This is a genomic window from Actinopolyspora alba, from assembly GCF_900112765.1.
Taxonomy (GTDB): Bacteria; Actinomycetota; Actinomycetes; order Mycobacteriales; family Pseudonocardiaceae; genus Actinopolyspora; species Actinopolyspora alba.
Genome location: NZ_FOMZ01000009.1, coordinates 16538 through 39892 on the forward strand (window position 1 = coordinate 16538; position 23355 = coordinate 39892).

At 67.5% G+C, this 23355-nt stretch carries 26 protein-coding genes; 21 read left to right on the forward strand and 5 right to left on the reverse strand.

Features of this window, described 5'->3' with window-relative positions:
- Positions 1–120 precede the first annotated feature (120 nt).
- From BM150_RS14500 to BM150_RS14520, 5 genes are all read left to right on the forward strand, one after another.
- Entirely contained in the window at positions 121–771 is a 651-nt protein-coding gene (locus tag BM150_RS14500) for a riboflavin synthase (RefSeq protein WP_092927823.1), read from the forward strand.
- A complete protein-coding gene (locus BM150_RS14505; protein ID WP_092927824.1) occupies positions 768–2081 on the forward strand; it encodes a bifunctional 3,4-dihydroxy-2-butanone-4-phosphate synthase/GTP cyclohydrolase II in 1314 nt (437 codons plus the stop codon). The genes BM150_RS14500 and BM150_RS14505 overlap by 4 nt, the downstream gene beginning before the upstream one ends.
- The gene (gene ribH, locus BM150_RS14510) at positions 2078–2578 is read left to right on the forward strand and encodes a 6,7-dimethyl-8-ribityllumazine synthase (RefSeq protein ID WP_092927825.1); all 501 of its coding nucleotides are present in this window, start codon (positions 2078–2080) and stop codon (positions 2576–2578) included. Before BM150_RS14505 ends, ribH begins: the two co-directional genes overlap by 4 nt.
- Positions 2575–3036, forward strand: a complete 462-nt coding sequence (locus BM150_RS14515; RefSeq protein ID WP_092927826.1) for a PH domain-containing protein — start codon at positions 2575–2577, stop codon at positions 3034–3036. The genes ribH and BM150_RS14515 overlap by 4 nt, the downstream gene beginning before the upstream one ends.
- A 337-nt stretch (positions 3037–3373) precedes the next feature.
- Positions 3374–4399, forward strand: a complete 1026-nt coding sequence (locus BM150_RS14520; RefSeq protein WP_245755500.1) for a beta/alpha barrel domain-containing protein — start codon at positions 3374–3376, stop codon at positions 4397–4399.
- Positions 4400–4464: 65 nt separating this feature from the next.
- Here the strand turns inward: BM150_RS14520 and BM150_RS14525 are convergent, their stop codons facing one another.
- Positions 4465–5166, reverse strand: a complete 702-nt coding sequence (locus BM150_RS14525; protein ID WP_092927827.1) for a hypothetical protein — start codon at positions 5164–5166, stop codon at positions 4465–4467.
- Positions 5167–5521: 355 nt separating this feature from the next.
- On the opposite strand from BM150_RS14525, the gene uvrC reads away from it, so the two are divergent.
- The 9 genes from uvrC (at position 5522) to BM150_RS14570 (ending at position 15687) form a co-directional block, all read left to right on the forward strand.
- Positions 5522–7894 carry an excinuclease ABC subunit UvrC gene (gene uvrC / locus BM150_RS14530; protein WP_245755501.1) on the forward strand — a complete coding sequence of 791 codons (2373 nt, stop codon included), beginning with the start codon at positions 5522–5524 and terminating at the stop codon, positions 7892–7894.
- A 3-nt stretch (positions 7895–7897) separates the two neighbouring features.
- Positions 7898–8776 carry an RNase adapter RapZ gene (gene rapZ / locus BM150_RS14535; protein ID WP_092927828.1) on the forward strand — a complete coding sequence of 293 codons (879 nt, stop codon included), beginning with the start codon at positions 7898–7900 and terminating at the stop codon, positions 8774–8776.
- 226 nt (positions 8777–9002) lie between these two features.
- A complete protein-coding gene (locus BM150_RS14540) occupies positions 9003–10001 on the forward strand; it encodes a gluconeogenesis factor YvcK family protein (RefSeq protein ID WP_092927829.1) in 999 nt (332 codons plus the stop codon).
- Positions 9992–11008, forward strand: coding sequence for a DNA-binding protein WhiA (whiA, locus tag BM150_RS14545; protein WP_092927830.1), 1017 nt, complete (start codon positions 9992–9994; stop codon positions 11006–11008). The genes BM150_RS14540 and whiA overlap by 10 nt, the downstream gene beginning before the upstream one ends.
- Positions 11009–11529: 521 nt before the next feature.
- Complete coding sequence (gene gap / locus BM150_RS14550) at positions 11530–12540, forward strand: type I glyceraldehyde-3-phosphate dehydrogenase (protein WP_092927831.1); 1011 nt, start codon at positions 11530–11532, stop codon at positions 12538–12540.
- Between the two features lie 99 nt (positions 12541–12639).
- Positions 12640–13842 carry a phosphoglycerate kinase gene (locus tag BM150_RS14555; RefSeq protein WP_092927832.1) on the forward strand — a complete coding sequence of 401 codons (1203 nt, stop codon included), beginning with the start codon at positions 12640–12642 and terminating at the stop codon, positions 13840–13842.
- A complete protein-coding gene (gene tpiA / locus BM150_RS14560) occupies positions 13839–14630 on the forward strand; it encodes a triose-phosphate isomerase (RefSeq protein ID WP_092927833.1) in 792 nt (263 codons plus the stop codon). The genes BM150_RS14555 and tpiA overlap by 4 nt, the downstream gene beginning before the upstream one ends.
- 363 nt (positions 14631–14993) lie before the next feature.
- Entirely contained in the window at positions 14994–15233 is a 240-nt protein-coding gene (secG, locus tag BM150_RS14565) for a preprotein translocase subunit SecG (protein WP_092627637.1), read from the forward strand.
- Between the two features lie 100 nt (positions 15234–15333).
- Positions 15334–15687, forward strand: a complete 354-nt coding sequence (locus tag BM150_RS14570; RefSeq protein ID WP_092927834.1) for an RNA polymerase-binding protein RbpA — start codon at positions 15334–15336, stop codon at positions 15685–15687.
- A gap of 118 nt (positions 15688–15805) precedes the next feature.
- On the opposite strand, the gene BM150_RS14575 is transcribed toward BM150_RS14570, so the two are convergent.
- Entirely contained in the window at positions 15806–16336 is a 531-nt protein-coding gene (locus BM150_RS14575; protein ID WP_092928026.1) for a riboflavin biosynthesis intermediates N-glycosidase, read from the reverse strand.
- 366 nt (positions 16337–16702) lie between these two features.
- On the opposite strand from BM150_RS14575, the gene BM150_RS14580 reads away from it, so the two are divergent.
- Positions 16703–17122 (forward strand): hypothetical protein, encoded by a 420-nt coding sequence (locus BM150_RS14580; protein ID WP_092928027.1) that lies wholly within the window; start codon positions 16703–16705, stop codon positions 17120–17122.
- A gap of 20 nt (positions 17123–17142) precedes the next feature.
- On the forward strand, positions 17143–17664 hold the full coding sequence (locus tag BM150_RS14585) for a DUF3558 domain-containing protein (protein ID WP_092928028.1): 522 nt from the start codon (positions 17143–17145) through the stop codon (positions 17662–17664).
- Positions 17665–17772: 108 nt separating this feature from the next.
- Here the strand turns inward: BM150_RS14585 and BM150_RS14590 are convergent, their stop codons facing one another.
- Together BM150_RS14590 and BM150_RS14595 are read right to left on the reverse strand one after the other, a co-directional pair.
- A complete protein-coding gene (locus tag BM150_RS14590; RefSeq protein WP_092927835.1) occupies positions 17773–17964 on the reverse strand; it encodes a DUF397 domain-containing protein in 192 nt (63 codons plus the stop codon).
- Positions 17961–18815, reverse strand: a complete 855-nt coding sequence (locus BM150_RS14595; RefSeq protein WP_092927836.1) for a helix-turn-helix domain-containing protein — start codon at positions 18813–18815, stop codon at positions 17961–17963. The genes BM150_RS14590 and BM150_RS14595 overlap by 4 nt, the downstream gene beginning before the upstream one ends.
- Positions 18816–19055: 240 nt before the next feature.
- Between BM150_RS14595 and BM150_RS14600 the strand changes: the two genes are divergently transcribed.
- From BM150_RS14600 to BM150_RS14615, 4 genes are all read left to right on the forward strand, one after another.
- Positions 19056–19460, forward strand: a complete 405-nt coding sequence (locus BM150_RS14600) for a hypothetical protein (RefSeq protein WP_139219539.1) — start codon at positions 19056–19058, stop codon at positions 19458–19460.
- Entirely contained in the window at positions 19450–19773 is a 324-nt protein-coding gene (locus tag BM150_RS14605) for a hypothetical protein (RefSeq protein ID WP_092927838.1), read from the forward strand. Before BM150_RS14600 ends, BM150_RS14605 begins: the two co-directional genes overlap by 11 nt.
- A 638-nt stretch (positions 19774–20411) precedes the next feature.
- Positions 20412–20819 (forward strand): hypothetical protein, encoded by a 408-nt coding sequence (locus BM150_RS14610; RefSeq protein ID WP_092927839.1) that lies wholly within the window; start codon positions 20412–20414, stop codon positions 20817–20819.
- Positions 20816–21121 (forward strand): transcriptional regulator, encoded by a 306-nt coding sequence (locus tag BM150_RS14615; protein ID WP_217641653.1) that lies wholly within the window; start codon positions 20816–20818, stop codon positions 21119–21121. The genes BM150_RS14610 and BM150_RS14615 overlap by 4 nt, the downstream gene beginning before the upstream one ends.
- A 442-nt stretch (positions 21122–21563) precedes the next feature.
- Here the strand turns inward: BM150_RS14615 and BM150_RS14620 are convergent, their stop codons facing one another.
- Positions 21564–22400, reverse strand: coding sequence for an alpha/beta fold hydrolase (locus tag BM150_RS14620; RefSeq protein ID WP_092928030.1), 837 nt, complete (start codon positions 22398–22400; stop codon positions 21564–21566).
- 64 nt (positions 22401–22464) lie between these two features.
- Between BM150_RS14620 and BM150_RS14625 the strand changes: the two genes are divergently transcribed.
- Positions 22465–23046, forward strand: a complete 582-nt coding sequence (locus BM150_RS14625; protein WP_092927840.1) for a CGNR zinc finger domain-containing protein — start codon at positions 22465–22467, stop codon at positions 23044–23046.
- The last annotated feature ends 309 nt before the right edge of the window (positions 23047–23355 follow it).

Here is a 23355-nt window from a genome sequence, read left to right on the forward strand (position 1 = left end):
GCTACGTCGTACGGGTAATGACTTCTCGCTCGGAACACGTTGGGTACGGTTACCTCGCGGGAAAACTCCCGACCGACGTCCCCCGAACGGCCGATTGGAACGCCCAAAGGAGGGTGCCACGTGTTCACCGGGATCGTGGAGGAACTCGGGGAGCTCGTCGCGGTCGAGCGATCCTCCGACGGCGCCCGACTCTCGCTGGCGGCCTCGATGGTTACCGGTGACGCCTCGCCGGGCGATTCCATCGCCGTCAACGGAGTCTGTCTGACCGTGGTGCGGCTGACCGAGGACGGATTCGACGTCGACGTCGTCGACGAAACCCTGCGCCGCTCCACACTGGGGGATCTCGTCACGGGCGACCGCGTGAACCTGGAACGTGCCATGGCGCTCGGCGACCGGCTCGGCGGGCACATCGTGCAGGGGCACGTCGACGACACCGCGACCCTCCTCGCGGCCGATGCCGACGGTCGCACCGAGTTCTCACTCCCGCCCCACCTGGCGCACTACCTGGTGGAGAAGGGCTCCATCACCGTGGACGGGATCTCGCTGACAGTGGCCGGTCTCACCGAGGGCGGTTTCAGCGTGGCCCTGATCCCCACCACCCGGGAAGTGACCACACTGGGGCTGCGCTCACCCGGCGATCGGGTCAACATCGAAGTCGACGCGCTCGCCAAACACGTGGAGCGGCTGATGGCCCCACAACTCGACCGGCTCACCCGCACGGGAGCACCGCGTGCGGCGGACAATGGTGACAGTAGGGAGCAGGCGCGGTGAGTTCGAAGGATTCCGTCCCGGACGGCAAGGACACCGAGCAGGTCGGCAACACGACTTTCGCCGATATCGAGCGGGCGCTGGCCGACATCGCCGCGGGCAGGCCGGTGGTCGTGGTCGACGACGAGGACCGGGAGAACGAGGGTGACCTGATCTTCGCCGCGGAGCTGGCCAGCCCGGAGCTGCTCGCGTTCATGGTCCGCTACACCTCGGGGTACGTCTGCGCCGCGCTGACCGGCGAGGACTGCGACCGCCTCAACCTGCCTCCGATGTACCACGCCAACCAGGACCTGCACGGCACCGCCTACACCGTCACCGTGGACGCCGCGTCCGGCGTGGGCACCGGCATATCGGCCTCCGACCGCGCCCACACCATCAACGTGCTGGCAGCGCCCGACTCCACGGCCGAGGACCTCAACCGGCCGGGGCACGTGGTGCCGCTGCGCGCTCGTGAGGGCGGGGTGCTGCGCCGCTCCGGTCACACCGAGGCCGCCGTCGACCTCGCACGACTGGCCGGGCTGCGGCCCGCCGGGGTGCTCTGCGAGATCGTCAGCGAGAAGGCCGAGGGGGAGATGGCCCAACGCGACGAGCTGGAGGTCTTCGCCGCCGATCACGAACTCGCGCTGATCACCATCGCCGACCTCATCGCCTACCGCAGGCGGTTCGAGAAGCAGGTGCAGCTGGTCGCCGAGGCACGCATCCCCACCGCGCACGGCACTTTCCGGACCTTCGGCTACGACAGCCTGCTGGACGGGATCGAGCACCTGGCGCTGGTGTACGGCGACATCGGCGACGGCGAGGACCTGCTGGTGCGCGTGCACTCCGAGTGCCTGACCGGTGACGTGCTCGGTTCGCTGCGCTGCGACTGCGGCCCGCAGCTCGACGCAGCGCTGGCGAGGGTGGCCGAGGCGGGTCGGGGCGTGGTGCTCTACATGCGCGGCCACGAGGGCAGGGGCATCGGCCTGATGCACAAGCTGCAGGCGTACCAGCTGCAGGACGCGGGAGCCGACACAGTCGACGCGAACCTGGCGCTGGGCATGGCCGTGGACGGCCGTGACTACGGGCAGGGGGCCCAGATCCTGGCCGATCTCGGTGTCCGATCGATGCGGCTGCTGACCAACAATCCGGACAAGCGGGTCGGGCTGGAAAGCTACGGACTGCGTATCGTCGGCCGTGAGCCGCTTCCCATCCGCCCCAACGCTGAGAACCTGCGCTACCTGCGCACCAAGCGGGACAGGATGGGACACGAACTGCAGTACCTGGACGACGGGGAGGACTCCTCGATCGGCGGCGGCTCGGAGGTGACGGCATGAGCGGGGAAGGACGCCCGCAGGTCTCGGTGCCGCACGCGCCCGACCTGCGAGTGGCGATCGTGGCCATTCGCTGGCACGCGGACATCGCCGAGCAGATGTTGCGACGTGCGCTGGAGGCGGCCGAACAGGCCGGCACCGCGGAGCCGAGAGTCGTTCGGGTGCCGGGCTCGATGGAACTTCCGGTGGTCTGCCAGCAGCTCACCCACGCCTACGACGCCGTGGTGGCGCTCGGAGTGGTGATTCGCGGCGGAACTCCGCACTTCGACTACGTGTGCGAGTCGGTGACCTCGGGACTGACTCGGGTCACCCTCGACGAGTCCACCGCCGTCGGAAACGGTGTGCTGACCGTGGACAGTCGTGAACAGGCGACGCTGCGCGCCGGGTTCGACGACTCGATCGAGGACAAGGGGTTCGAGGCCACCGCGGCCGCGCTGGAGACCGCGCTGGTGCTGCGTGGGCTCCGCGGCGACTACAGCAGCGAGCGAGGCTTCCTGTGAGCGCCTCGGCCGGTACCGACGGTTTCGTGCAGGTGCGCCCCAAGCGGGTGCGCAACGTGGCCGTGCCCGCGGCTGTCGTGGTGTTCGTGGTCTGCGGGGTGGCCGCGGTGATGCTGCGTCGCACGTCGACCGGGTTGCTGCTGACGGTCTCCGACCAGGTGGCCATGGTCGGCATCGGCGCGGTGCTGGCCGGACTCATCCTGCTGTCGCTCCGGCCGCGACTGCGTGCCGACGAGAACGGCGTGGAAGTGCGCAACTCGATCATGACCCGCCGCTACTCCTGGTCCGATGTGCGGGGGGTGAGCTTCCCGGAGGGGGCCAACTGCGCGCGGCTGGAACTGCCCGACGACGAGTACGAGTCCATCTCGGCGATCCAGTCCTTCGACGGGGAGCACGCGGTTCGCGCCATGCGAGACCTCCGTGCCCTCCGGCGCGAGATCGGCCACATCGATGGGTGATTACTCCCCGTCCGGCCCGTAGGAGGGTCGGGTGGCGGAACCTCTCGCACGGCTCTCGCTGCGGTTCCCCCGACATCGGGTAGTCACTACACGACGTCGGGGGCGTCCTCGCGAGAGCCGCACGGGAGAACCCGCGGCGGCGCCGATCGCGAGGGTGGTATCGGCGCTGTCGCGCCGAGGAACGGTGCGCGGCTCGGCATTGTCGGAGCCGTGGCACGCCGACGACCTGAGTGGGAAATCCCTGTGCACCCACCGCGTGTGCCGCCGTTCGCCGATGCGCGAGAATGAGCACGGTGACATCGAATCGGTCATCGCGCACACGGTGAGGGGAGAGATCGTGAGCTTGGCTCAGGAGCGCAACCTGCGGTTGGTCCGTGCCGACGAGACGGCGGGGCCGCACGTCCGGCTCGGGGACATCCGACTCCGCAACCGGCTGGTGACCTCTTCGAGCATACTCGGCTACGGCGTGGCCAACTCCAAGCTCATCCCCTACGGTATGAGCCCCGTCTCGCAGTTCGTGCCGCTGGACCGGTTCGGCGCCATAACCACCCGCACGGTCACCGTCGAGCCCCGCGAGGGCCACTTCACCACCCGCGACGTCTGGCCGCTGCGGGAGCTGCCCGGCCTGCTGAAGCGCTACGGCAGGGCGCTGCAGCGGGTCGACGGTGGCTGGCTCAACGCCTTCGGCTGGTGCAACGTGGGAATCGACTCCTACCTGCGGGACTACTACCCGCGCACTCGCGGGCAGAACACGATCATCTCGGTCGGGGGATTCTCCGCCGAGGAGTTCACCACGTTGGTGGATAAGATCAACAATGCCGTCCCGGCGGGCGACATCGCGGCCGTGGAGTTCAACGTCTCCTGCCACAACGTCAACTTCGACTTCAACGCGATCATCGAATCCGTGCTCGCCGAGGCGGTGCCGCGCAGCAACCACCCCGTGATCCTCAAGCTCTCCCCGGACTACGACTACCTGCAGCACGCCCGGCTGGCCGCGCGGCACGGCGTGTCGGCGTTGACCGCCATCAACACCGTCAAGGGGCTGCGGCTGGATCCGGAGACCGGCAATCCGCTGCTGGCCAACGGTTTCGGCGGGCTCTCCGGGCGGGCGATCAAGCCGGTCGGGCTGCGGGTGGTCTCCGAGCTGCGCGATGCCGGTGTGACCCTGCCGATCATCGCCACCGGCGGCATCCGCAGCTTCGACGACTGCCGGGAGTACTTCTGGGCCGGTGCCGACGCGGTGAGCCTCGGCAGCGCCGGTTGGTTCGCCAGCTACCCGGGCTACGCGCTGTCCCCGCTGTACGCGATGCGCATCAGGGCGCTGCTGCGGCGGATCGAGAACTACCGGCCCCCGCGGCGGTGAGGCCCGGGAACCGAGGAGCTCGGGGTGGGGCCGTGCGCCACGGCGCGAGGTGCCCCGCCTTCCTTTCAACGCTTGGTGTCGGTTCCCGACCACCGCTCGTCGTAGACGATGTGGATCTCCTGGTCGTACCTGCCGATCTCCGGCCACCGGATCTCGTTGCAGTAGTGCTTCCTCGGGTTCCACGAGTGCGATCCGGGGCCGTTCCCGGCGATGTCGAGGAAGTACGTGCTCAGTTCCCGGAAAAGCGGGGCGTTCCCGGTCAGCAGCAGCGTTTCCGCGTGTACGTGCTGCCGCAGTGGGTATCGCTTTATCCAGTGGAATTCGAAGGGCTCACTCCCGAACTCCGGAGCATCGCTCGTCGGGAGCTCTGCCGTTTCCGGTCTGCCGTTGTCCAGCCGGGCACGTACCTCCTTCCAGCGCGAAGGGCGGAACTGCAGGCCGCGATGCACCAGCAGCAGGTCCAGCGGCCTTTCCGCTGTGCTGTACGGACACTCCTCATGCCGGAAGCATTCCGGCTCGCACCTCGCCGAGGCCGGTGATCGGCTGCTTCGCAGCGGGATGTGCACCAGCGATCGCGGTGATCGCGCGGCCAGCAGCCAGGCCACCCCGATCCGGTGGGCGGCGCGGGCGTCGAGCCGCATGTCGTACTCCGAGGCCGCGGTACTGCACTGACTCAGCACCACGTTCGGCGGCGTGGGTCTGGGCCTGATCACCCGGTAGGAGTGCTTGCCGAGCCGCGCCCGGTGCACCGTGATCGGAAGTCGCATCCCGCGAATTCTTCCCCGCCCCACGCGCCGCTGTCGCCCCGATTTCCGTAGCCGCTCGCCTGACCGAACCTCACGCGGCCTTTCGGCGGCCCCGTCAATTTCTCGCGAAATTGACGCCCCGGGACCGCTGTCGGAACGCGACCGTGAGTGTCGCGGCGCGGGTGTCCCCCGGTGCGTGAGTCGGATGCATCGCGAGGACGGGCCGCTCGCCGCGTAGGTCGCTACTCAAGAGCCGGCCCAACGCGGCGAGAGCCGGCGAGAGGTTCAACCAGGCGACCCACTACGGAAACCGGGTTCACGGCCTCCAAACGACCGGCTTGGTCAAGAGGGTGGGGAGCGCACGTAGGCTGGGGGTGTGGCCGATCCGTCCACCTACCGACCAGCTCCCGGAACCATCCCGGACTCCCCGGGCGTGTACCGCTTCCACGACGGCGAAGGCCGCGTGATCTACGTCGGCAAGGCGAAGAGCCTGCGCAGCAGGCTCTCCAACTACTTCGCCGATCTCTCCGCGCTGCATCCGCGCACCCGCCAGATGGTGACCACCGCCACCGGGGTGCACTGGACCGTGGTCAACACCGAGGTGGAGGCGTTGCAGCTGGAGTACTCCTGGATCAAGGAGTTCGACCCCCGCTTCAACGTCCGATACCGCGACGACAAGTCCTACCCGGTGTTGGCGGTCACGCTGCACGAGGAGTTCCCACGGCTGCACGTCTATCGCGGTCCCCGGCGCAAGGGCGTGCGCTACTTCGGGCCCTACGCGCACGCCTGGGCGATCCGCGACACCCTCGACACGCTGCTGCGGGTGTTTCCCGCCCGCACCTGCTCCAACAACGTGTTCAAGCGCCACGCCCAGATGGGCAGGCCCTGCCTGCTCGGCTACATCGACAAGTGCTCGGCCCCCTGCGTGGGCAGGGTGGAGGCCGACGAGCACCGCCGCATCGTGGACGAGTTCTGCGACTTCCTGTCCGGTCGCACCGACGCGATCACGCGCAGGCTGCGGGAGCGGATGGAGCAGGCCTCCGAGCAGCTGGACTTCGAGCGTGCCGCGAGGCTGCGCGACGACCTGGAGGCGTTGCGTCGCGCGATGGAGAAGCAGGCCGTGGTGCTCGGTGACGGCACCGACGCCGACGTGGCGGCCTTCGCCGAGGACGAGCTCGCCGCCGCGGTGCAGGTGTTCCACGTGCGTGGCGGTCGGGTGCGCGGCCAGCGCGGCTGGGTCATCGACAAGGTGGAGCGCACCGAGACCTCCGAACTGGTCGAGCAGTTCCTCACCCAGTTCTACGGCGAGCAGGCCGCGCTGGCGGATCAGGCGGACGCGGGCGGCACCCCGGTTCCCCGCGAGGTGCTGGTCCCCGAGCTGCCGGAGGACTCCGAGGCGGTGGCGCAGTGGCTCGGGAGGTTGCGCGGCAGCAAGGTCGGACTGCGTGTCCCGCAGCGGGGTGACAAGCGAACGCTGCTGGAGACGGTGCGCGCCAACGCGCAGGAGGCGTTCAAGCAGTACAAGTTGCGCAGGGCGGGTGACATCAGCGCCCGATCGGCCGCGTTGCAGGAGCTGCAGGAGTCGCTCGGGTTGGACAGCGCGCCGCTGCGGATCGAGTGCGTGGACGTCAGCCACGTGCAGGGCAGCGATGTGGTCGCCTCGCTGGTCGTCTTCGAGGACGGGGTGGCGCGCAAGTCCGAGTACCGTCGGTTCTCCGTGCGGGGTGGTGGAGACGGCGGGGATACCGCCGCCATGGCCGAGGTGGTTCATCGCAGGTTCAACCGGTACCTGCGCGAGACCGGCGCCGAACAGCCCGAGCGGGCGCCTGCCTCTTCGGCGGAGGCCGCCGATGCGGACGCTGTCGCCGCGGCGGGCACCGTCGTGGACACGGGCACCGCAGCGGGTGAGGTGAGCGATGGTGCCGAGGTTGGTGACCGCGCCGGGGAGAGCGACGGCACGGGGGAGAGCGTGGTACTCGATTCCGCCGGGAGCGAGCAGCCCCCTGGAGTGGATCCCGAGACCGGCAAGCCCCGCAAGTTCGCCTACCCGCCCAATCTGCTGGTGGTCGACGGTGGGGCGCCGCAGGTCAACGCCGCCGCCGACGAGCTGGCCGAGCTCGGTATCACCGATGTGGCCGTCATCGGGCTGGCCAAACGCCTGGAGGAGGTGTGGCTGCCCGCCGAACCGGAGCCGCTGGTCCTCTCCCGCACCAGCGAGGCGCTCTACCTGCTGCAGCGGGTCCGGGACGAGGCGCACCGGTTCGCGGTCGCCTACCACCGCAAGCAGCGCTCCAAGCGGATGACCGACTCCGAGCTGGACGCCGTGCCGGGGCTGGGGCAGGTCAAGAAGAAGGCGTTGCTCAAGCACTTCGGCTCGCTGCGCAAGATCCGTGCTGCCACGATCGAGGAGATCAGCGCCGTACCGGGTTTCGGCAGGCGAACGGCCGAAGCGGTGCACGGCGCGTTGTCCGGTGCGGCGGGGAACGGAGCCGCATCGGATGCGGCGGTATCGAACACGGCGGGATCGAACACAGCGGGGTCGGATGTAGCGGGATCGGAAGCAGCGGGGGCCGAAACCGCGGCGAACGAAGCCACCGGAACCGGGGCCATGGGAAAGGTGGACGAGTCGTCGGATCTCGACGACTCACAGGGAAGGAACATTTCCAGCACCGTCGCGGAACCGACGGACGGCGCCCGGAGATCCGAATCGGACGCCACGAGGGACGGCGACGGTACCGCAGGGGGTTGAACAGTGACCGAAGAACACGGCGGCATCGAGGTGGCGGTCGTCAGCGGTTTGTCCGGGGCGGGCCGCAGCACCGCCGCGAAGTGCCTGGAGGATCTGGGCTGGTTCGTGGTGGACAACCTGCCACCCGAACTGATCTCGACCATGGTCGAACTCGGCGCGCGTTCCAGCGACGCCATAACCCGGGTGGCCGTGGTCATGGATGTCCGCAGCCGGGCGTTCACCGAGGATCTCGGTTCGGTGATCAAGGATCTCGACGCGCGCGGCTACAAGCCGAAAGTGCTGTTCCTCGAAGCGACCGACGAGGTGCTGGTCCGCCGGTTCGAACAGGTCCGGCGTGGTCATCCGCTGCAGGGCCAGGGCAGACTCGCCGACGGCATCGCCGCCGAGCGTTCGCTGCTGTCCAAGCTCCGTGCCGAGGCCGATCTCGTGCTGGACACCACGGGGTTGTCGGTGCACCAGCTGCGGACCAAGATCGAGGACGCGTTCGGCACCGAGGCGGGGACCAGAACGCAGGTGACCGTGCTGTCCTTCGGTTACAAGTACGGCCTGCCGATGGACGCCGATCTGGTCATGGACTGCCGGTTCCTGCCCAACCCGTTCTGGATACCGGAGTTGCGCGAATTCAACGGCAACGACGACGAGGTGCGCAACTACGTGCTGGGGCAGGAAGGGGCCGAGGAGTTCCTCGACAACTACCAGCGGTTGTTGCGGCTGGTGGGGACCGGCTACCAGCGCGAGGGCAAGCGCTACCTGACCCTGGCGATGGGCTGCACCGGTGGCAAGCACCGCAGCGTGGTGCTCACCGAGGAGCTGGCCCGACGACTTTCCGACGACGACGGGATGACCGTCAAGACGGTGCACCGTGATCTGGGACGCGAGTGAGCGTCCCACCGCGGTCGCCTCCCGGCTTCCCGGGCCGGTCGGGGCCGGGGGACGTTCGGGGATCGCCACGTCCCGGGCGATGAGCACGTCACACCTCACTGTCTCGTGTGTAGCTGTCTCGTGTGTCGCCCGATCGTGATCCGCGGTGAAGTGCTCGGCGTGGCCCGCGAACCCGGTCCACCACCGGGTTCCCGACCGGTCCGCCCGAGGGTGCGAAGGGAGCAGCGTGGAGACCAGTGATACGACCACGTGGCCGGACCGGCCGCGAGCCGTCGCCCTCGGGGGCGGACGGGGGCTGCAGGTGAGCCTCGCCGCGTTGCGGCGGATAACCACCGACATCACGGCCGTGGTGACCGTCGCCGACGACGGTGGTTCCTCGGGCAGGTTGCGTCGCGAGCTCGGCATGCTGCCACCGGGTGATCTCCGCAAGGCGCTGTCGGCGCTGGCGGCCGACTCCGGGACGGGCCACACCTGGGCGCGGCTGTTCGAGCACCGCTTCGGTGGCAACGGCGCGCTGGCGGGACACGCGGTCGGCAATCTGCTGTTCGCAGGGTTGTTGGATGTCCTGGGCGATCCGATAGCCGTGCTGGACGAGGCGTGCCGACTGCTGGACGTTCAGGGGCGCGTGCTGCCTATGTCCGCGGAGCCGTTGGACATGGAGGCGGATGTCACCGGGCTGGACGAGGATCCCGCCGCGGTGCGCACTATCCGGGGGCAGGTGGCCATCGCCAGTACTCCGGGCCGGGTGCGCCGGGTTCGGCTCAACGCGGTCAACGGGCAGCCGCACGAGCCGCGTGCCGCTCCCGAGGCGGTTCGGGCGGTGCTGGACGCCGACGTGGTGCTGCTGGGACCCGGTTCCTGGTTCACCAGCGTGCTGCCGCACCTGCTGGTTCCCGAGCTGCGCGACGCGTTGGTCAACACTTCTGCTCAGCGGATCGTGGTACTCAATCTTGTCCCGCAACCGGGTGAAACAGCGGACTTCTCACCGGAACAACATCTGGACGTGATCTCCGAACACGAGCCAAAACTGCGGGTAGACGCGGTATTGGCCGATTCGGAATCGGTACCGACGCCCGATCGGCTTCGTGCTGCGGCAACCGGACTTGGTGCGCAGACTTTGCTTGATCGAGTCGCTGCCGCACCCGGTTCGGCGAAGCACGAACCGGATGCTCTCGCGGCGAGTCTGAAAGCCGCACTGGAGAGGAGGACGGACCGGTGGCTATGACCGCGGCGGTCAAAGACGAACTGAGCAGGTTGCCGACGACCAAGGCGTGCTGCCGCAGAGCCGAGGTGTCCTCGCTGCTGCGTTTCGCGGGCGGGCTGCACCTCGTCGGCGGGCGTGTGGTGGTGGAGGCCGAACTCGACTCCGGTTCCACCGCGCGCAGGTTGCGGCGCGAGCTGCACGAGCTCTACGGCTATCACTCCGATGTGCACGTGATCACCTCCGGTGGACTCCGCAAGGGAACCCGCTACGTGGTGCGTGTCGTACGCGACGGTGAGGGACTGGCCCGGCAGACCGGCTTGCTCGACCCGCGCGGCCGCCCGGTGCGTGGACTGCCCTCGCACGTGGTCTCGGGCGGCGTGTGCGACGCGGAGTCCGCCTGGCGGGGCGCGTTCCTGGCGCACGGCTCGCTGACCGAACCCGGCCGCTCCTCGGCGATGGAGGTCACCTGCCCCGGACCGGAGGCCGCGTTGGCACTGGTCGGGGCGGCCCGTCGACTCGAGGTCCAGGCGCGTTCCCGCGAGGTGCGCGGCACCGACCGGGTCGTGGTCCGCGACGGCGACGCCATCGGGGCGCTGCTCACCCGGCTCGGCGCGCACAACAGCGTGATGACCTGGGAGGAGCGTCGAGTGCGCCGCGAGGTGCGCGCCACGGCCAACCGACTGGCCAATTTCGACGACGCCAACCTGCGGCGTTCCGCGCGTGCCGCCGTGGCCTCCGCCGCGCGGGTGGAACGCGGCCTGGAGCTGCTCGGCAGCTCCGTTCCGGAACACCTGCTGGTGGCTGGCAGGCTCCGGCTCGCGCACCGGCAGGCGTCGTTGGAGGAGCTCGGTCAGCTCGCCGATCCGCCGATGACCAAGGACGCCGTGGCCGGTCGGATCCGGCGACTGCTGGCGATGGCCGACAAACGGGCCAGGGAGCTGAACCTGCCCGACACCGAGTCGGCGGTGACCGCCGAACTGCTCGAGTCCGGTGTGGACGGAATGCTCCGCGAGGAACAGCCCGACTGACCGGAGAGTCACCGGCAGGAGAGCTACCGACAGGAGAGCGGCACCGCAGAGCTCGTCGATCGACTCCCGCGGCCGGTGAACCTTCGATTCGCCGGCCGCGATTCGTCGGCAGTGACACCTCGGCAGCGGTTCGACGGAGTTCGGTTTCGCCCGCGCGAAGTCACGTCGTATGATGCTTTCGGGTGAGCGCCGGTGGTGCGGGTGCCTTCCGGTGCGGCTTTTCGTCACCCGTGGAAGTGATTTTCCACCGATGTTTGTGAATCGTTACAGTCGTGTTTCCCATCGGTTCCGTCCGGATCGGCCCGTCCCGTGGAGTGGGAAATTCGATGTCGGGCGGCCGTTCGTCCCGGGGTGACTCCGCGGCCCGTCGGCCCACGGGCCGATGAGTGGCGCGGCGACGCCTTGGTGTGGCGTCTCCCGAGTTCGTAACCGGGGCGAGTCGGGCGATAGGGTCGATGACGAGTCCATATGACCGCCACCTGCCGACGACTCGGCAGGGTAAGTCGCGAGGAGAGATCGGCGTGACCGTTCGCGTAGGTATCAATGGCTTCGGCCGGATCGGACGCAACTTCTGGCGTGCGGCAGTTGCCAGCAAGCACGATATCGAGGTCGTGGCCGCCAATGACCTGGGCGACGTCGCAACCATGGCGCACCTGCTCAAGTACGACAGCGTGCTCGGCCAGGTTCCCGAAGAGGTCAGCGTGACCGACGAGGGGATCAAGGTCGGCGGCAAGACCATCAAGATCCTCGCCGAGAAGGATCCGGGCAAGCTGCCGTGGGGGGACCTCGGTGTCGACGTCGTGGTCGAGTCCACCGGACTGTTCACCCAGGCCGAGGACGCCCGCAAGCACGTGGACGAGGGCGGCGCGAAGAAGGTCATCGTCTCGGCCCCGGCCAAGGGAGAGGACCTCACCGTCGTGCTCGGTGTGAACGACGACTCCTACGACGGCACCCAGACCGTGCTGTCCAACGCCTCGTGCACCACCAACTGCCTGGCCCCGATGGCGAAGGTCCTCAACGACAGCTTCGGCATCGAGCAGGGCATGATGACCACGGTGCACGCCTACACCGCCGACCAGAACCTGCAGGACGGTCCGCACAAGGACCTGCGCAGGGCGCGCGCGGCGGCCGTCAACGTGATCCCCACCAGCACCGGTGCGGCCAAGGCGATCGGCCTGGTGCTGCCCGAGCTCAACGGCAAGCTCGACGGTTACGCCATGCGCGTGCCGGTCCCGACCGGTTCGGTCACCGACCTGACCGCCAGCCTCAAGACCAACCCCACCGAGGAGCAGGTCAACGAGGCGTTCAAGGCGGCGGCCGCCGACGGTCAGCTCAAGGGCATCCTCCGCTACAGCGAGGACCCGATCGTGTCCAGCGACATCGAGGGCGACCCCGCCTCGACGATCTTCGACGCCCCGCTGACCAAGGTCATCGGCAACGAGGTCAAGATCGTCGGCTGGTACGACAACGAGTGGGGCTACTCCAACCGCCTGGTCGACCTGGCCGACCTCGTGGGGTCCAAGCTCTCCTGATCTCCAGCGGCCCCCGGGCGACCCCGCCCGGGGGCCGAATTGTCCCATCACCCCTTGTGACCCCTCACATCTTGTGATTCCCGGCGAGGAGCAACAGGCTTGAAGAATCTCGACGACTTGCTCGGCGAGGGGGTTCGGGGCAGGTACGTCCTGGTGCGTGCCGACCTGAACGTCCCGCTGGACGGCGAAACCATCACCGACGACGGCCGGGTCCGGGCCGCCCTGCCGACGATCGAGAAGTTGACCGGCGCGGGCGCCCGCGTGGTGCTCACCGCGCATCTCGGCAGGCCGGACGGTGCTCCGGACGACCGCTACACGCTCGCCCCGGTGGCGCGCAGGCTCGGTGAGCTGCTGGGCTCCGAGGTCGCGCTGGCCGAGGACGTGGTCGGCGGCTCGGCGCACCAGGTGGTCGGCGGACTGGCCGACGGCGGCGTCGCGGTACTGCAGAACGTGCGCTTCGACCCGCGTGAGACCAGCAAGGACGACGCCGAGCGCGGTCAACTCGCCGATGCCCTGGTCGAACTGGTCGGAACCGGTGCCGCCTTCGTCTCGGACGGTTTCGGAGTGGTGCACCGCAAGCAGGCCTCGGTCTACGATCTCGCCACCAGGTTGCCCGCCTACGCCGGTGGGCTGGTGCTCAGCGAGGTCGAGGTGCTGCGCACCCTGACCGGTGACCCCCGCAGGCCCTACGTGGTGGTGCTCGGCGGTTCCAAGGTCTCCGACAAGCTCGGCGTCATCAACGCGCTGCTGCCCAAGGTGGACCAGCTGGTCATCGGCGGCGGCATGGCCTACACCTTCCTCGCCGCCATGGGCAACTCGGTGGGCGACTCGCTGCTGCAGCAGGACCAGATCGCCACGACGAAGCAGCTGCTCGACGAGCACGGTGACAAGCTGGTGCTGCCGCTCGACATCGTGGCCGCCGACCGGTTCGCCGCCGACGCCAACACGCAGGTCGTGCCGTCCGACGCCATCCCGCAGGGCTGGCAGGGCCTGGACATCGGCCCGCGCACCGTGGAGCGCTACGCCGACATCCTCGGCTCGGCCGCGACGGTGTTCTGGAACGGCCCCGCCGGGGTGTTCGAGTTCCCCGCCTTCGCCGAGGGAACCAGGGGCGTCGCGCGCGCCATCGCCGACTCCGACTCGTTCAGCGTCGTGGGGGGTGGCGACTCCGCCGCCGCCGTTCGCACGCTCGGACTGGACGAGCGGCGGTTCTCGCACATCTCCACCGGTGGTGGGGCTTCGCTGGAGTTCCTGGAGGGCAAGGACCTGCCGGGAGTGGCCGTACTGGAGGGCCGGGCATGAGCAAGTCCAGGCAGCCGCTGCTCGCGGGCAACTGGAAGATGAACCTCAACCACCTCGAAGCGATCGCGCTGGTGCAGAAGATCGCCTTCGCCCTGCCGGAGAAGTACTTCGACAAGGTCGAGGTGGCCGTGATCCCGCCGTTCACCGATCTGCGCAGCGTGCAGACCCTGATCGACGGCGACAAGCTGCTGCTGCGGCACGGCGCGCAGGACGTTTCGCAGCACGACTCCGGTGCCTACACCGGTGACGTGTCGGCTCCTATGCTGGCCAAGCTCGGCTGCGACTACGTCGTCGTCGGCCACTCGGAGCGCCGCGAGCACCACGGTGAGACCGACGAGCTGATCAACCGCAAGGTCCGCGCCGTTCTCAAGCACGAGATGTCGCCGATCCTGTGCGTCGGTGAGGGCTCCGAGGTGCGCGAGGCGGGCGACCACGTCTCGTACTGCACGAACCAGCTCATCGAGGGGCTCAAGGGGCTCAAGCAGGAGCAGGTGCGGCGCGCGGTGATCGCCTACGAGCCGGTCTGGGCGATCGGCACCGGCAAGGTGGCCACCGCCGAGGACGCCCAGGAGGTCTGCGGGGCGCTGCGGGCCGCGCTGACCGACAAGTACGGCGCCGAGATCGCCGAGGAGGTGCGCGTGCTCTACGGCGGTTCGGTCAAGTCCAGCAACATCGCCGATCTGGTCGGCCGGGACGACGTGGATGGCGCACTGGTCGGCGGTGCCAGCCTCAACGGTGACGAGTTCGCGAAGATGAGCGCGCTGGCCGCGGGCGGACCGCTACCCTGACCCCGTTCCCGACGACGTCCGGGGCCCGGCGCGAAATGCCGGGGTTACCGGGCGGCGCGGCGATTTCGCGAGAAATTGACGCCGCCCGGCAGCCAGTGGCGAACCTCCCGCTGGCTCTCGCTCCGGGAGGCCCGACATCGGGTGTTACTACACAACGTCGGGCCTTCCTCGCGAGAGCGTGACGCGGGAGAACCCGCGGCGGTGCTGGTTGCGAGAGCGGTTGTTCGGCAGCTGGAATGCCGAGGAACCGGCGGAATACCGAGCCGGCGGATGCAACTCGAGAGCCTACGATGCCAACGGTGGTCCACGGCGGCGAGTCGGTTCGGTAGGCTTGTCACGAACCGTGGTGCGAACGAGGACGTTATGACACTTTTGTTGCAGATCATGGTCCTGCTGACCAGCATCCTGCTGGTGCTGCTCGTGCTGCTGCACCGGGCCAAGGGCGGCGGGCTCTCCTCGCTGTTCGGCGGCGGGATGCAGTCGAGCCTGGCCGGGTCCAGCGTCGCGGAGAAGAACCTGGACAGGATGACGTTGTTCGTCATCGCGCTGTGGGTGATCTCCATAATCGGCACCGGCTTGCTGATCAAGATGGGTGCCTCCTGACGAGCACGCGCGGCCGGGGTGTGGCCCCGGCCGCGTACTCGTGCGGTCTCGGTCCACACGATGTCTGCCCGAACGACGGTGAGACGGTGGGTGAAAGCGGATGACTGGTGGTAACGCGATACGCGGCATGCGCATCGGGTCGAGCCCGAGCGGTGCCGAGATCGAGCGCGGTGAGTCGGCTCCCCGGCAGCGGGTCGCCTACTGGTGTGACAAGGAGCACCTGACCGAGCCCTCGTTCGCGATGGACGCGCGGGTTCCGGACACGTGGGAGTGCTCGCACTGCGGGCTGCCGGCCGGGCGGGACCGGGAGAACCCACCGCCGCCGAAGCGCAACGAGCCCTACAAGAGCCATCTCGCCTACGTCAAGGAACGGCGCAGCGACGAGGACGGCATGGAACTGCTCGACGAGGCGCTGCGCAAGCTGCGGCAGCAACGCGGTCGCCCCGAGAGCTGATTCGAAGGCGCTCCGCCGCCGCTTTTCGCTGCGGTTCTGTCCCCCGGGGCCGTTCCGACCCCGCTCGGCTCCCTCGGGGCGTTTTCGATGCGCCCGCGCTGTGCGTGCCGGGCGGTGTTCAGTCGACCTGCTCGCGCTCGCGCAGCGTTTCGCGTACTTCCATGAGCGCGAAGCCGAGCAGGTTCAGTCCCGGCCACCGCTCCGGATCGCTTGCCGCCGGGTCGTCGGCGGCCAGGCCGATGCCCCACACCCTGTCGCGCGGGCTGGCCTCGACCAGCACCCGTTCTCCGGTGTCGCGCAGGAAGCGGCGCGGTTCCTCGTGCTGGGCGAACTTCGCCACGTTGCCCGCCACCACGGCGGCGAACCGTTCCCGCTCCCACTGTCGTTGGTCGAAGCCGCGCACCTCGCGGCCCAGTGTTTTCGCGCGGTGCGGGTGCTCGGCGGCCAGGATTCGTTCCGCCATCTCTTCGTCGCCGAACAGCCGCGCCTTGCGCCACATCATGTAGTGCTCGGCGGTGGCGAAGACACGATCGTGCGCGGTGAACGGCGCGGGCCACCACTGACTCAGACAGCCCCGTCCGGGACTGCCGTCCCGCTCCGGACGATGTCCCCAGAAGAACACGAACTTCGTCCGCACGCCCAGCCGCATTCGCTCGACCAGCTCGGCGACGTCGCGCGGGCGGCGCGCCGAGCCGGTCGCTGCGTCGTTGTGCCCGTGCGTGGCGGCCTCGTTGGTGGACATGTTGATGATGCTACTTTCCCTCGTCCGCTCCGACGGAACTCTTTTTCGTCCGCGAGCATCGACGGGTGCGCCAGCGAAGCGGAACCGACGTAGAGGGTTGCGGAGGCTCCGGAACTCGAGTGATCAGCTGCGTCGGGAACTCGACCCCGCGAGACAGCGTTCACGCTCGGGTTCGCTGATCGTGGGACAACGTGGGTGGGCGTTCGGCTAGGGTGATCGTGAGTGAGCGGGCTCGTGCACGGTGAGCGTGCTTGGGACGTGAAGGGAGCCGTGATGGCGGAGCAGAGCGCCGATGCGTCCGGTTTCGTGGGTGCTGGGGCGGCGTTGCAGTCGATCCGGGACGAGAACTCCTGGATCCAGCAGCAGATCTCCGGCGGCGGGCTGAGCATGGAACCCCAAGCCGCCGACGAGGCGGCCAAGGTGTACAGGCGCGAAGCCGAGGAAGCTGAGTCGCTTGCTGGTAAGGCAGACCGTTTGCAGCAGGTTCCTGGCTTGGGAGCCTACACCTCAGGCCAACAGCTAGCTGCCAAGTTCGGTCAGAAAGCGAGTAATGGTTCGACCGGTGCGGCGGATCTGCTTAGACAGTTCGCTGACGAGTTGCGGCGCAAAGCGAATCTGTTCGAGCAGGCGAAGAAGAACTATCAGGCTACCGATGAGCAGATTTCCGGGGATCTGCGGAGGGGCGCGCAGTGAGCATGTGGAAGCGTTCATTGATGACTATTGTTGCCGGCGTAGCGCTGGTCAGCGCTTCCGCGTGTTCGCCAAGTGAAGGCGCTGGTGACGGTTCCTCGGAGACCACAGAGGAATCGCCTTCGGGGGAAGTATTGGCGAGTGTGAAGCCTTGCGAGATTCTCTCATCGGAAACCTTGAAGTCCTTCGGATTGCAACTTCCTGGAAAACCCGACGAAATGCTGCCATGGAAACCTGCGTGCAAGTATGAGGGAGATCCAGTTGACGCTACTATCATCAAAAATAAACGTCAGACGGTTTCATCTTCTGAGGAAAAATCGAATTGGGCCAAGTTTGATCGGACGAAGGTGAACGGGCGCCCCGGAGCGACGGCAATTACTAAGGGCTCTACTCAGGCCCGAATCTGCAACGTGATGTTTGATGCTGGCCAGGGACTTATCCAGGTTCAAGCTCTTGAAGTTGGTCGCTTTGACGAGATTGATGAGTGCGCCAAAGGACTGGAGCTCGCGAAGAAGGTGGAGCCGAATGTTCCTGAGCCCGCGTGAGTGGGTGTCGCGGCACGCTGCGCTGGTAGGTGTCTTCGGTCTTGGCAGGAGTGGGGACGCGGGTAGCGCCTCCGGTGTTGGCGGAGGCGCTGTGTCGCCGGGGCCGTCTCAGCTGAACCGGTCGGTCTTCACCGCCTCCAGGAATGTCTGCCACTGCGTGCTCGTGGTGGTGAAGTAGCCGAGCGAGCGGTCCTTGGTGTCGCGGACCGCCGCGCCGTCGCCGACCCGGCCGACCTCGACGCAGGCGGTGTGATTGCTCGACCTGCTGGACTTCCTCCAGCGCTTAACAGTTTCCGTCACGATGTGTTCTCCTCGTTGCTGCTTGCCCGGTCCGCGATGAAGTCCTTCGTCTCCTCCGGGCTCATCGCCGCATCGCGAAGGCTACCCAGTGACTGGCGGTGCTTCTCAACTGCTTTGTCATCGGTGAGGAAAACCGCTGAACACAGGTGTTCAAAGTGGACCATAGGCGGTGCTTTCGGGAAGTCGAACAGCATGAACTCGCCGGAGTGTGCCGGGGTCCAGCGGTTCATAGTCGCTGGGAGCACGCGCATGGTCACGTTCGGAAGTTCGACCAGCTTCTCCAGGTGCCGCAGCTGATCGGACATCGTCACAGCGTCCGCGATGGGTTCGTCGATCGCTCGCTGCATGATGATCGCCTCGACCTCGGGTGCGCCTCGACGCGTGAGGATGTCCCGTCTACTCGCTCGCATCGCCACACGAGTCTCGATTTCCTCTGGCGGCGACTCTGCCATGACGGCACGGGCGTAGTCACCGATCTGGAACAGCCCTGGAATCAGCAGCGGAGAGACTTCGACGATACGACTCGCGGTGCGTTCGTACTCGATGAGAGTGACGAGCTCCTGATGAATGCCAGGTGTGCCGGGATGGATCCAGTTTGGGTGGTGTGCATCGCGAGCCGCTTCAACCAAGCGCTCGCGTTCGCTCGTGGATAGCCCCAAAGCTACGGCGATCCCAGTGACGTCCTCGGGTGTTGCCGTGCGGTTGCCTCGCTCTGTCCGGCCTACCCACGCATGCCCCATGTTGAGTCGGCGACCCAACTCACGAATGGTTATTCCGGCTTCGTTGCGAGCTTGTCGCAGCTCAGCTCCGAGCGAGCGCGCACGCGGATTTCCGGGTTTGGATCCGACCATGAGACAAGAGTAGTTCATGGTTCAGACACGGAGGATCGCCCGAAGGTGTCATTGCGTGTCCGGGTCAGATCGAAGACTCTGGATCAGAGAAATCCAGTGGATCTGACTTGAATACGGAGAGGGTGACATGTCCATGAGAGACAGCTCGCTACGAAGTCCGAGCGGGGAAGTGCTCCGCACTACCGCTGCGCTTGGCGGGTACCTGCTAGCGCCGCGCCACGCGGCGGTTGTGGGGCAGCGGTGACTCCGCCGCCGAGCGCTTGGCAGGACCTGGCGTTGCACTGGCACGCCCATGTGGATCTGCGGGCCAGTTGTTCCAGGTCTCGCCGTGGGCGGCGGCCGGTGGCGGTGTTGTTCACGCCGCAGGCCGCGGCGGCCTGGCTGGCCGGAACCGTGCAGCGCTACCGCAGCGAGGCGGTGGCGGTGCAATGCAACACCGCCACCGGCCCTGCCCCATCCGATACCGAGTCGCGGGACAGCTGCGGCGACCACCTGCTCTCACGGGGCTACCCCCTCGACGCGCTGATCCTCACCACCAGCGGGGAGCTGTACCTGCACCTCGACCCGCTCGGCCCCCGCGAATGCCCCTACCACCGGCCCGAACGATCCGAACACCACGCATCAGGAGACAACCATGTTCTCTAACGCCATGACCCTGTACCGGGTGGTCAACCCCGACTCACTCGGGTCATACACCGAACTGCTGCACCACCAACCCACCGCGCACCGCGTCGACGACGCTGAAGCCTTGCCCCGGCTGCGTGAATGGGCGCTGGCCGTGCTCGGCCGCACCGAGGAGCGGTTCGGGATGTACCAGATCGCGCTCATGCCGCTGGATCAACACGACAGACCCGACGAGAACGCCTTCCACGATTTGATCGCCGACGACACCGAGGTCATCGAGGACTACCTCTGCTGGTCCGGGTGCTCCGAACTCGTCCCCGCTGGGGAGGGGTGAACTCGCTGGCTTGCTTAGATGGTTGCTTGGCGGAACCTCGCGCACGGCTCTCGCTGTGGGTGCCCCGACATCGGGTGTTACTACACAACGTCGGAACCGTCCTCGCGAGAGCCGCACCCGAGAACCCGCGCCGGTGCCGATTGCGGGGGCGGTGGGGGCTCGGCCTGCGAAGGTGGTCGGAATGCGACCCGCGAGGGTGGCCGGAGTGCGGCACTGCGTCGACGGCCCGACGATTTCGCGAGAAATCGACGCCCACCTCTACCCGTGCCGCCCAGCTGAGCGGGAATTTCGCGAGAAATTGGCGGTGTTCCGGAAGCCGGCAGGCGCGAGAGCGGAGTTCGGCGCAGCCCGCGTCGATGGAAAACCCTTCTCCTTCCGTGCGCCTGAGAAAACATCGTGCACGTCGGTGATCACTTCGTCGGAGCTGCGGCGATACCGGGTCAGCACGGCACTCGATCTCCGGTGCGCGTGCAGATCAGCCCCGCCCTGGCCGGACGCGGCGGCCACCTCGAACGGGAGCGCAGGCCGGATCGCTGTGACGAGCTCGTGGGGCAGTGATTGACCCCAGTGCGCTGTTTCGTTTTTTGTAACTGGTTGCGAAAATCGAATCCGTTGGCTGGGAACCGAAAGGAGCGGTGATGGCAGATCAGGCACGACAGGCTCTGGGGAACGTCCGTCGCGCCCCGTCGTTGTACCGGCGACCACGCGTCGCGGAGATCGCACTGGCGGTGATCAGCCTCGGTGCGCTGGGTGTCGGTGCGAGCTGGTTGATCCAATCCGATCCACCCCTGTTGTGGTCGTTGTTGGCGGCCCTGGTGATCCTGGCTGTTCCGTTCTCGTGGCACTGGGCGGCGTTGCGCGCTCCGGGGCGTGCACCGTGGCGGCGTGTGGACACGCTTCTGGCGGGCGCGGCGCTGCTCGCGGGCACGTTCCCCGTATCCGAATTGCTCTGGTCCGATGGCTCCAGTGGGACATCCGCCTGGGTCGCTTCGGCGGTAGCCGCTGTGATGCTGGCTGTTTTCATCGGTGCACGGTGGCGCCGATGAGCACGGCCCGAGACCCCCGCGAAGCGCTTCCGACCATTCTGCACTCACCGGTGCGGCTGGCGATCCTCGGAGCGCTGCGGCACGTGCAGGCCGCCGACTTCGGCGACCTGCAACGCGGCCTGGAAATCACCACTGCCGAACTGTCCCGTCAACTGGGTGTGTTGCACCGTGAGGAGCTGATCGAGATCAAAAAGGTGCAGCGCCACCGGAACACCATCACCAGAGTTCGGTTGTCCCAGCAGGGACGGTCCCGCTTCGAGGACTACCTCGCCGAGCTGCACCGGGTGGCCTTCGGGCGGTAACCACGTGGGTGATGCACAAGTATGCCGAGGCCAGGTCACGCCCAGGGAGCGGCGCACCGCCCGGCATGCCCGCGAGGGGTCCATCAAGTCGACGGCTCCGCCTCTGACAGCGACCTTGATGCCCGTTTCGTCGCTTCTCCCGGAGTGAGTCCCGCATTTTCCGTGCGTTGTCGGCGTCAGCGGAAGGGCTGCCCGTCGAACGTCCCGGAGACGTCAGTGGACAGCGGAACCGGGAAACGATCCGGTAGCTGGACACCGCGAGCAGCGGTAGTCAGCCCACCGACTCAGCCGGTTCGGCTACGCCGCCTGAGCGGGATCCCACCGATCGATCAGCGGGAGATCGTTCGAGAGGGCGACCGGTTGGTGTCCCGGTGATGTCGTACGGGAGTCGTCGAGGATCCGGTGGTTCTCGGCCGTGGTCTTCTCACGTGGCTGTGGGCCGTTAACCGAAGAATCGTAGTAGTGCGTCGGCGGTGTCGTTCGGGTTGTCCTCGGCCACGAAGTGTCCGGCTGCTGTGATGTTTGCGCGTTGTGCGCCGGGGATGGCGGCGGCGAGACGGTCGCCCGTGGTGGTGCTCAGCCATTGGTCCTGTTCGCCCCACAGGACCAGGGTGGGGGCTGTGACCCGGTCCAGTTTGGCCACTGCCTCGCGGGTGTCGTCGAAGCTGACGCTGACGACCTGGTCGATCCAGCGGTTCTGTCCCGCCTGTCCGGACCACTGGGACAGGTAGGCTTCTGCCACTTCCTCGGACATTTGCCGGTGGCAGGCGCTGCGAAGGCGTTTGTCGATGACGTCGGTGAAGACGTCCTCGGGCATCGTGCGGTAGGCCTGCGGGTAGCGTTGCTGATGTTCGGTGAACGGGGTGTTCCACGGGCCGAGAACAGCGGCGTCCAGCAGGGCGATTCCTCGGGTGGGGACCTGTTCGATCAGGTGGGCCCGCATCACGATTCCCCCACCGATGTCGTGCCCGACCAGGCCGGGTTCACCGAGTCCCCAGTGGTCCACCAGCTCGGCCAGGGTCCGTGCCTGCAGCTCGATGGAGGGCCACACGCCGGGGGCGAGCCGGGAATCGCCGAATCCCGGCAAGTCCCATACGTACACGGTGTGGTTCCGAGCCAGCGAGGGCACGACGCCACGCCACAGATAGGACCAGGACGGCGCGCCGTGCACCAGCACCACGGGAGGTCCGTCGCCGAACACGTCGGCGGCCACTTCGCCACCCGAGACGCGAATCCGCTGGGAGAGTGCCCACGGTTCCGACGAGGTCCGTGTGATCATTCCGACCACCTCCACGTAAGGGGTAAGGTTAGCTTTGTCCGGTTACCCTAGCACAGAGTAAGCCATGAAAATAGATTTCTCCAATTACACCGTGGGGGCGGCGTTGGCCACCGACCTGGTGAACACCTCCCCGGCGATACGACGAACCACCGACGAGGTCCTCACCAGCCCCACGGCCTTACGACGGTTCCTCATCGAACACGGCGTCATCACCGACACCACGGCACCGGAGAGCGTGCCCTCCGACGACGATCTCGCCCGCGTGAAGCGGTTGCGGGAGGAGATTCGTGCTCTTCTCGCAACCAGCGATGTCGAGGAACTCGTCGAAGGAGCGACCACGCTGCTGGCGCGGGCCACCGCGACTCCGACGGTGTTGCTCGACTCCCACCGGGGATGGCAGTGGGGCCTGGCGACCTCTCCCGACGCATCCGTGGTGGAAGAACTGGCAGCGCTGGTGTGCTCCGGGCTGCTGGGAACACTGCACGCCTTGAGCCACGAGCGTTTCCGGCACTGCGCGGCTGCCGAGTGCGACGGAGTGTTCGTCGACACCAGCAAGGCGGGACGGCGCCGATACTGCACCCCCGAGATATGCGGGAATCGGCAGAACGTCGCACGCCACCGCGCCCGAAAACGACGCGACGAGTAGAACTCCCACCCCTGAGCGCGCCGCGGGCGAAACCCGTGTCGGGCCGGGCTGTCGACCTCGGCGACTCGAAGCTCTGAGGAACGCTGCCCGGATCGGTGCCAGTGGGTGATCGCGGGCCGGTGTGGCGAGTGAGCCGATCCGGTGTCACGTGACCGTGTGAGAATTCGCGTCACCGCGGCACCGTGGTCAGGTTCTCTCGGCCCCCGGTCAACAACGACACGCTGACTCTCGATTTTCCCGAGGTATTTTTCAGTCGTTCCGCGTACAATTCTGGGAATCTCTCATTTCTTGCTCGTCGTGTCGTGGTAA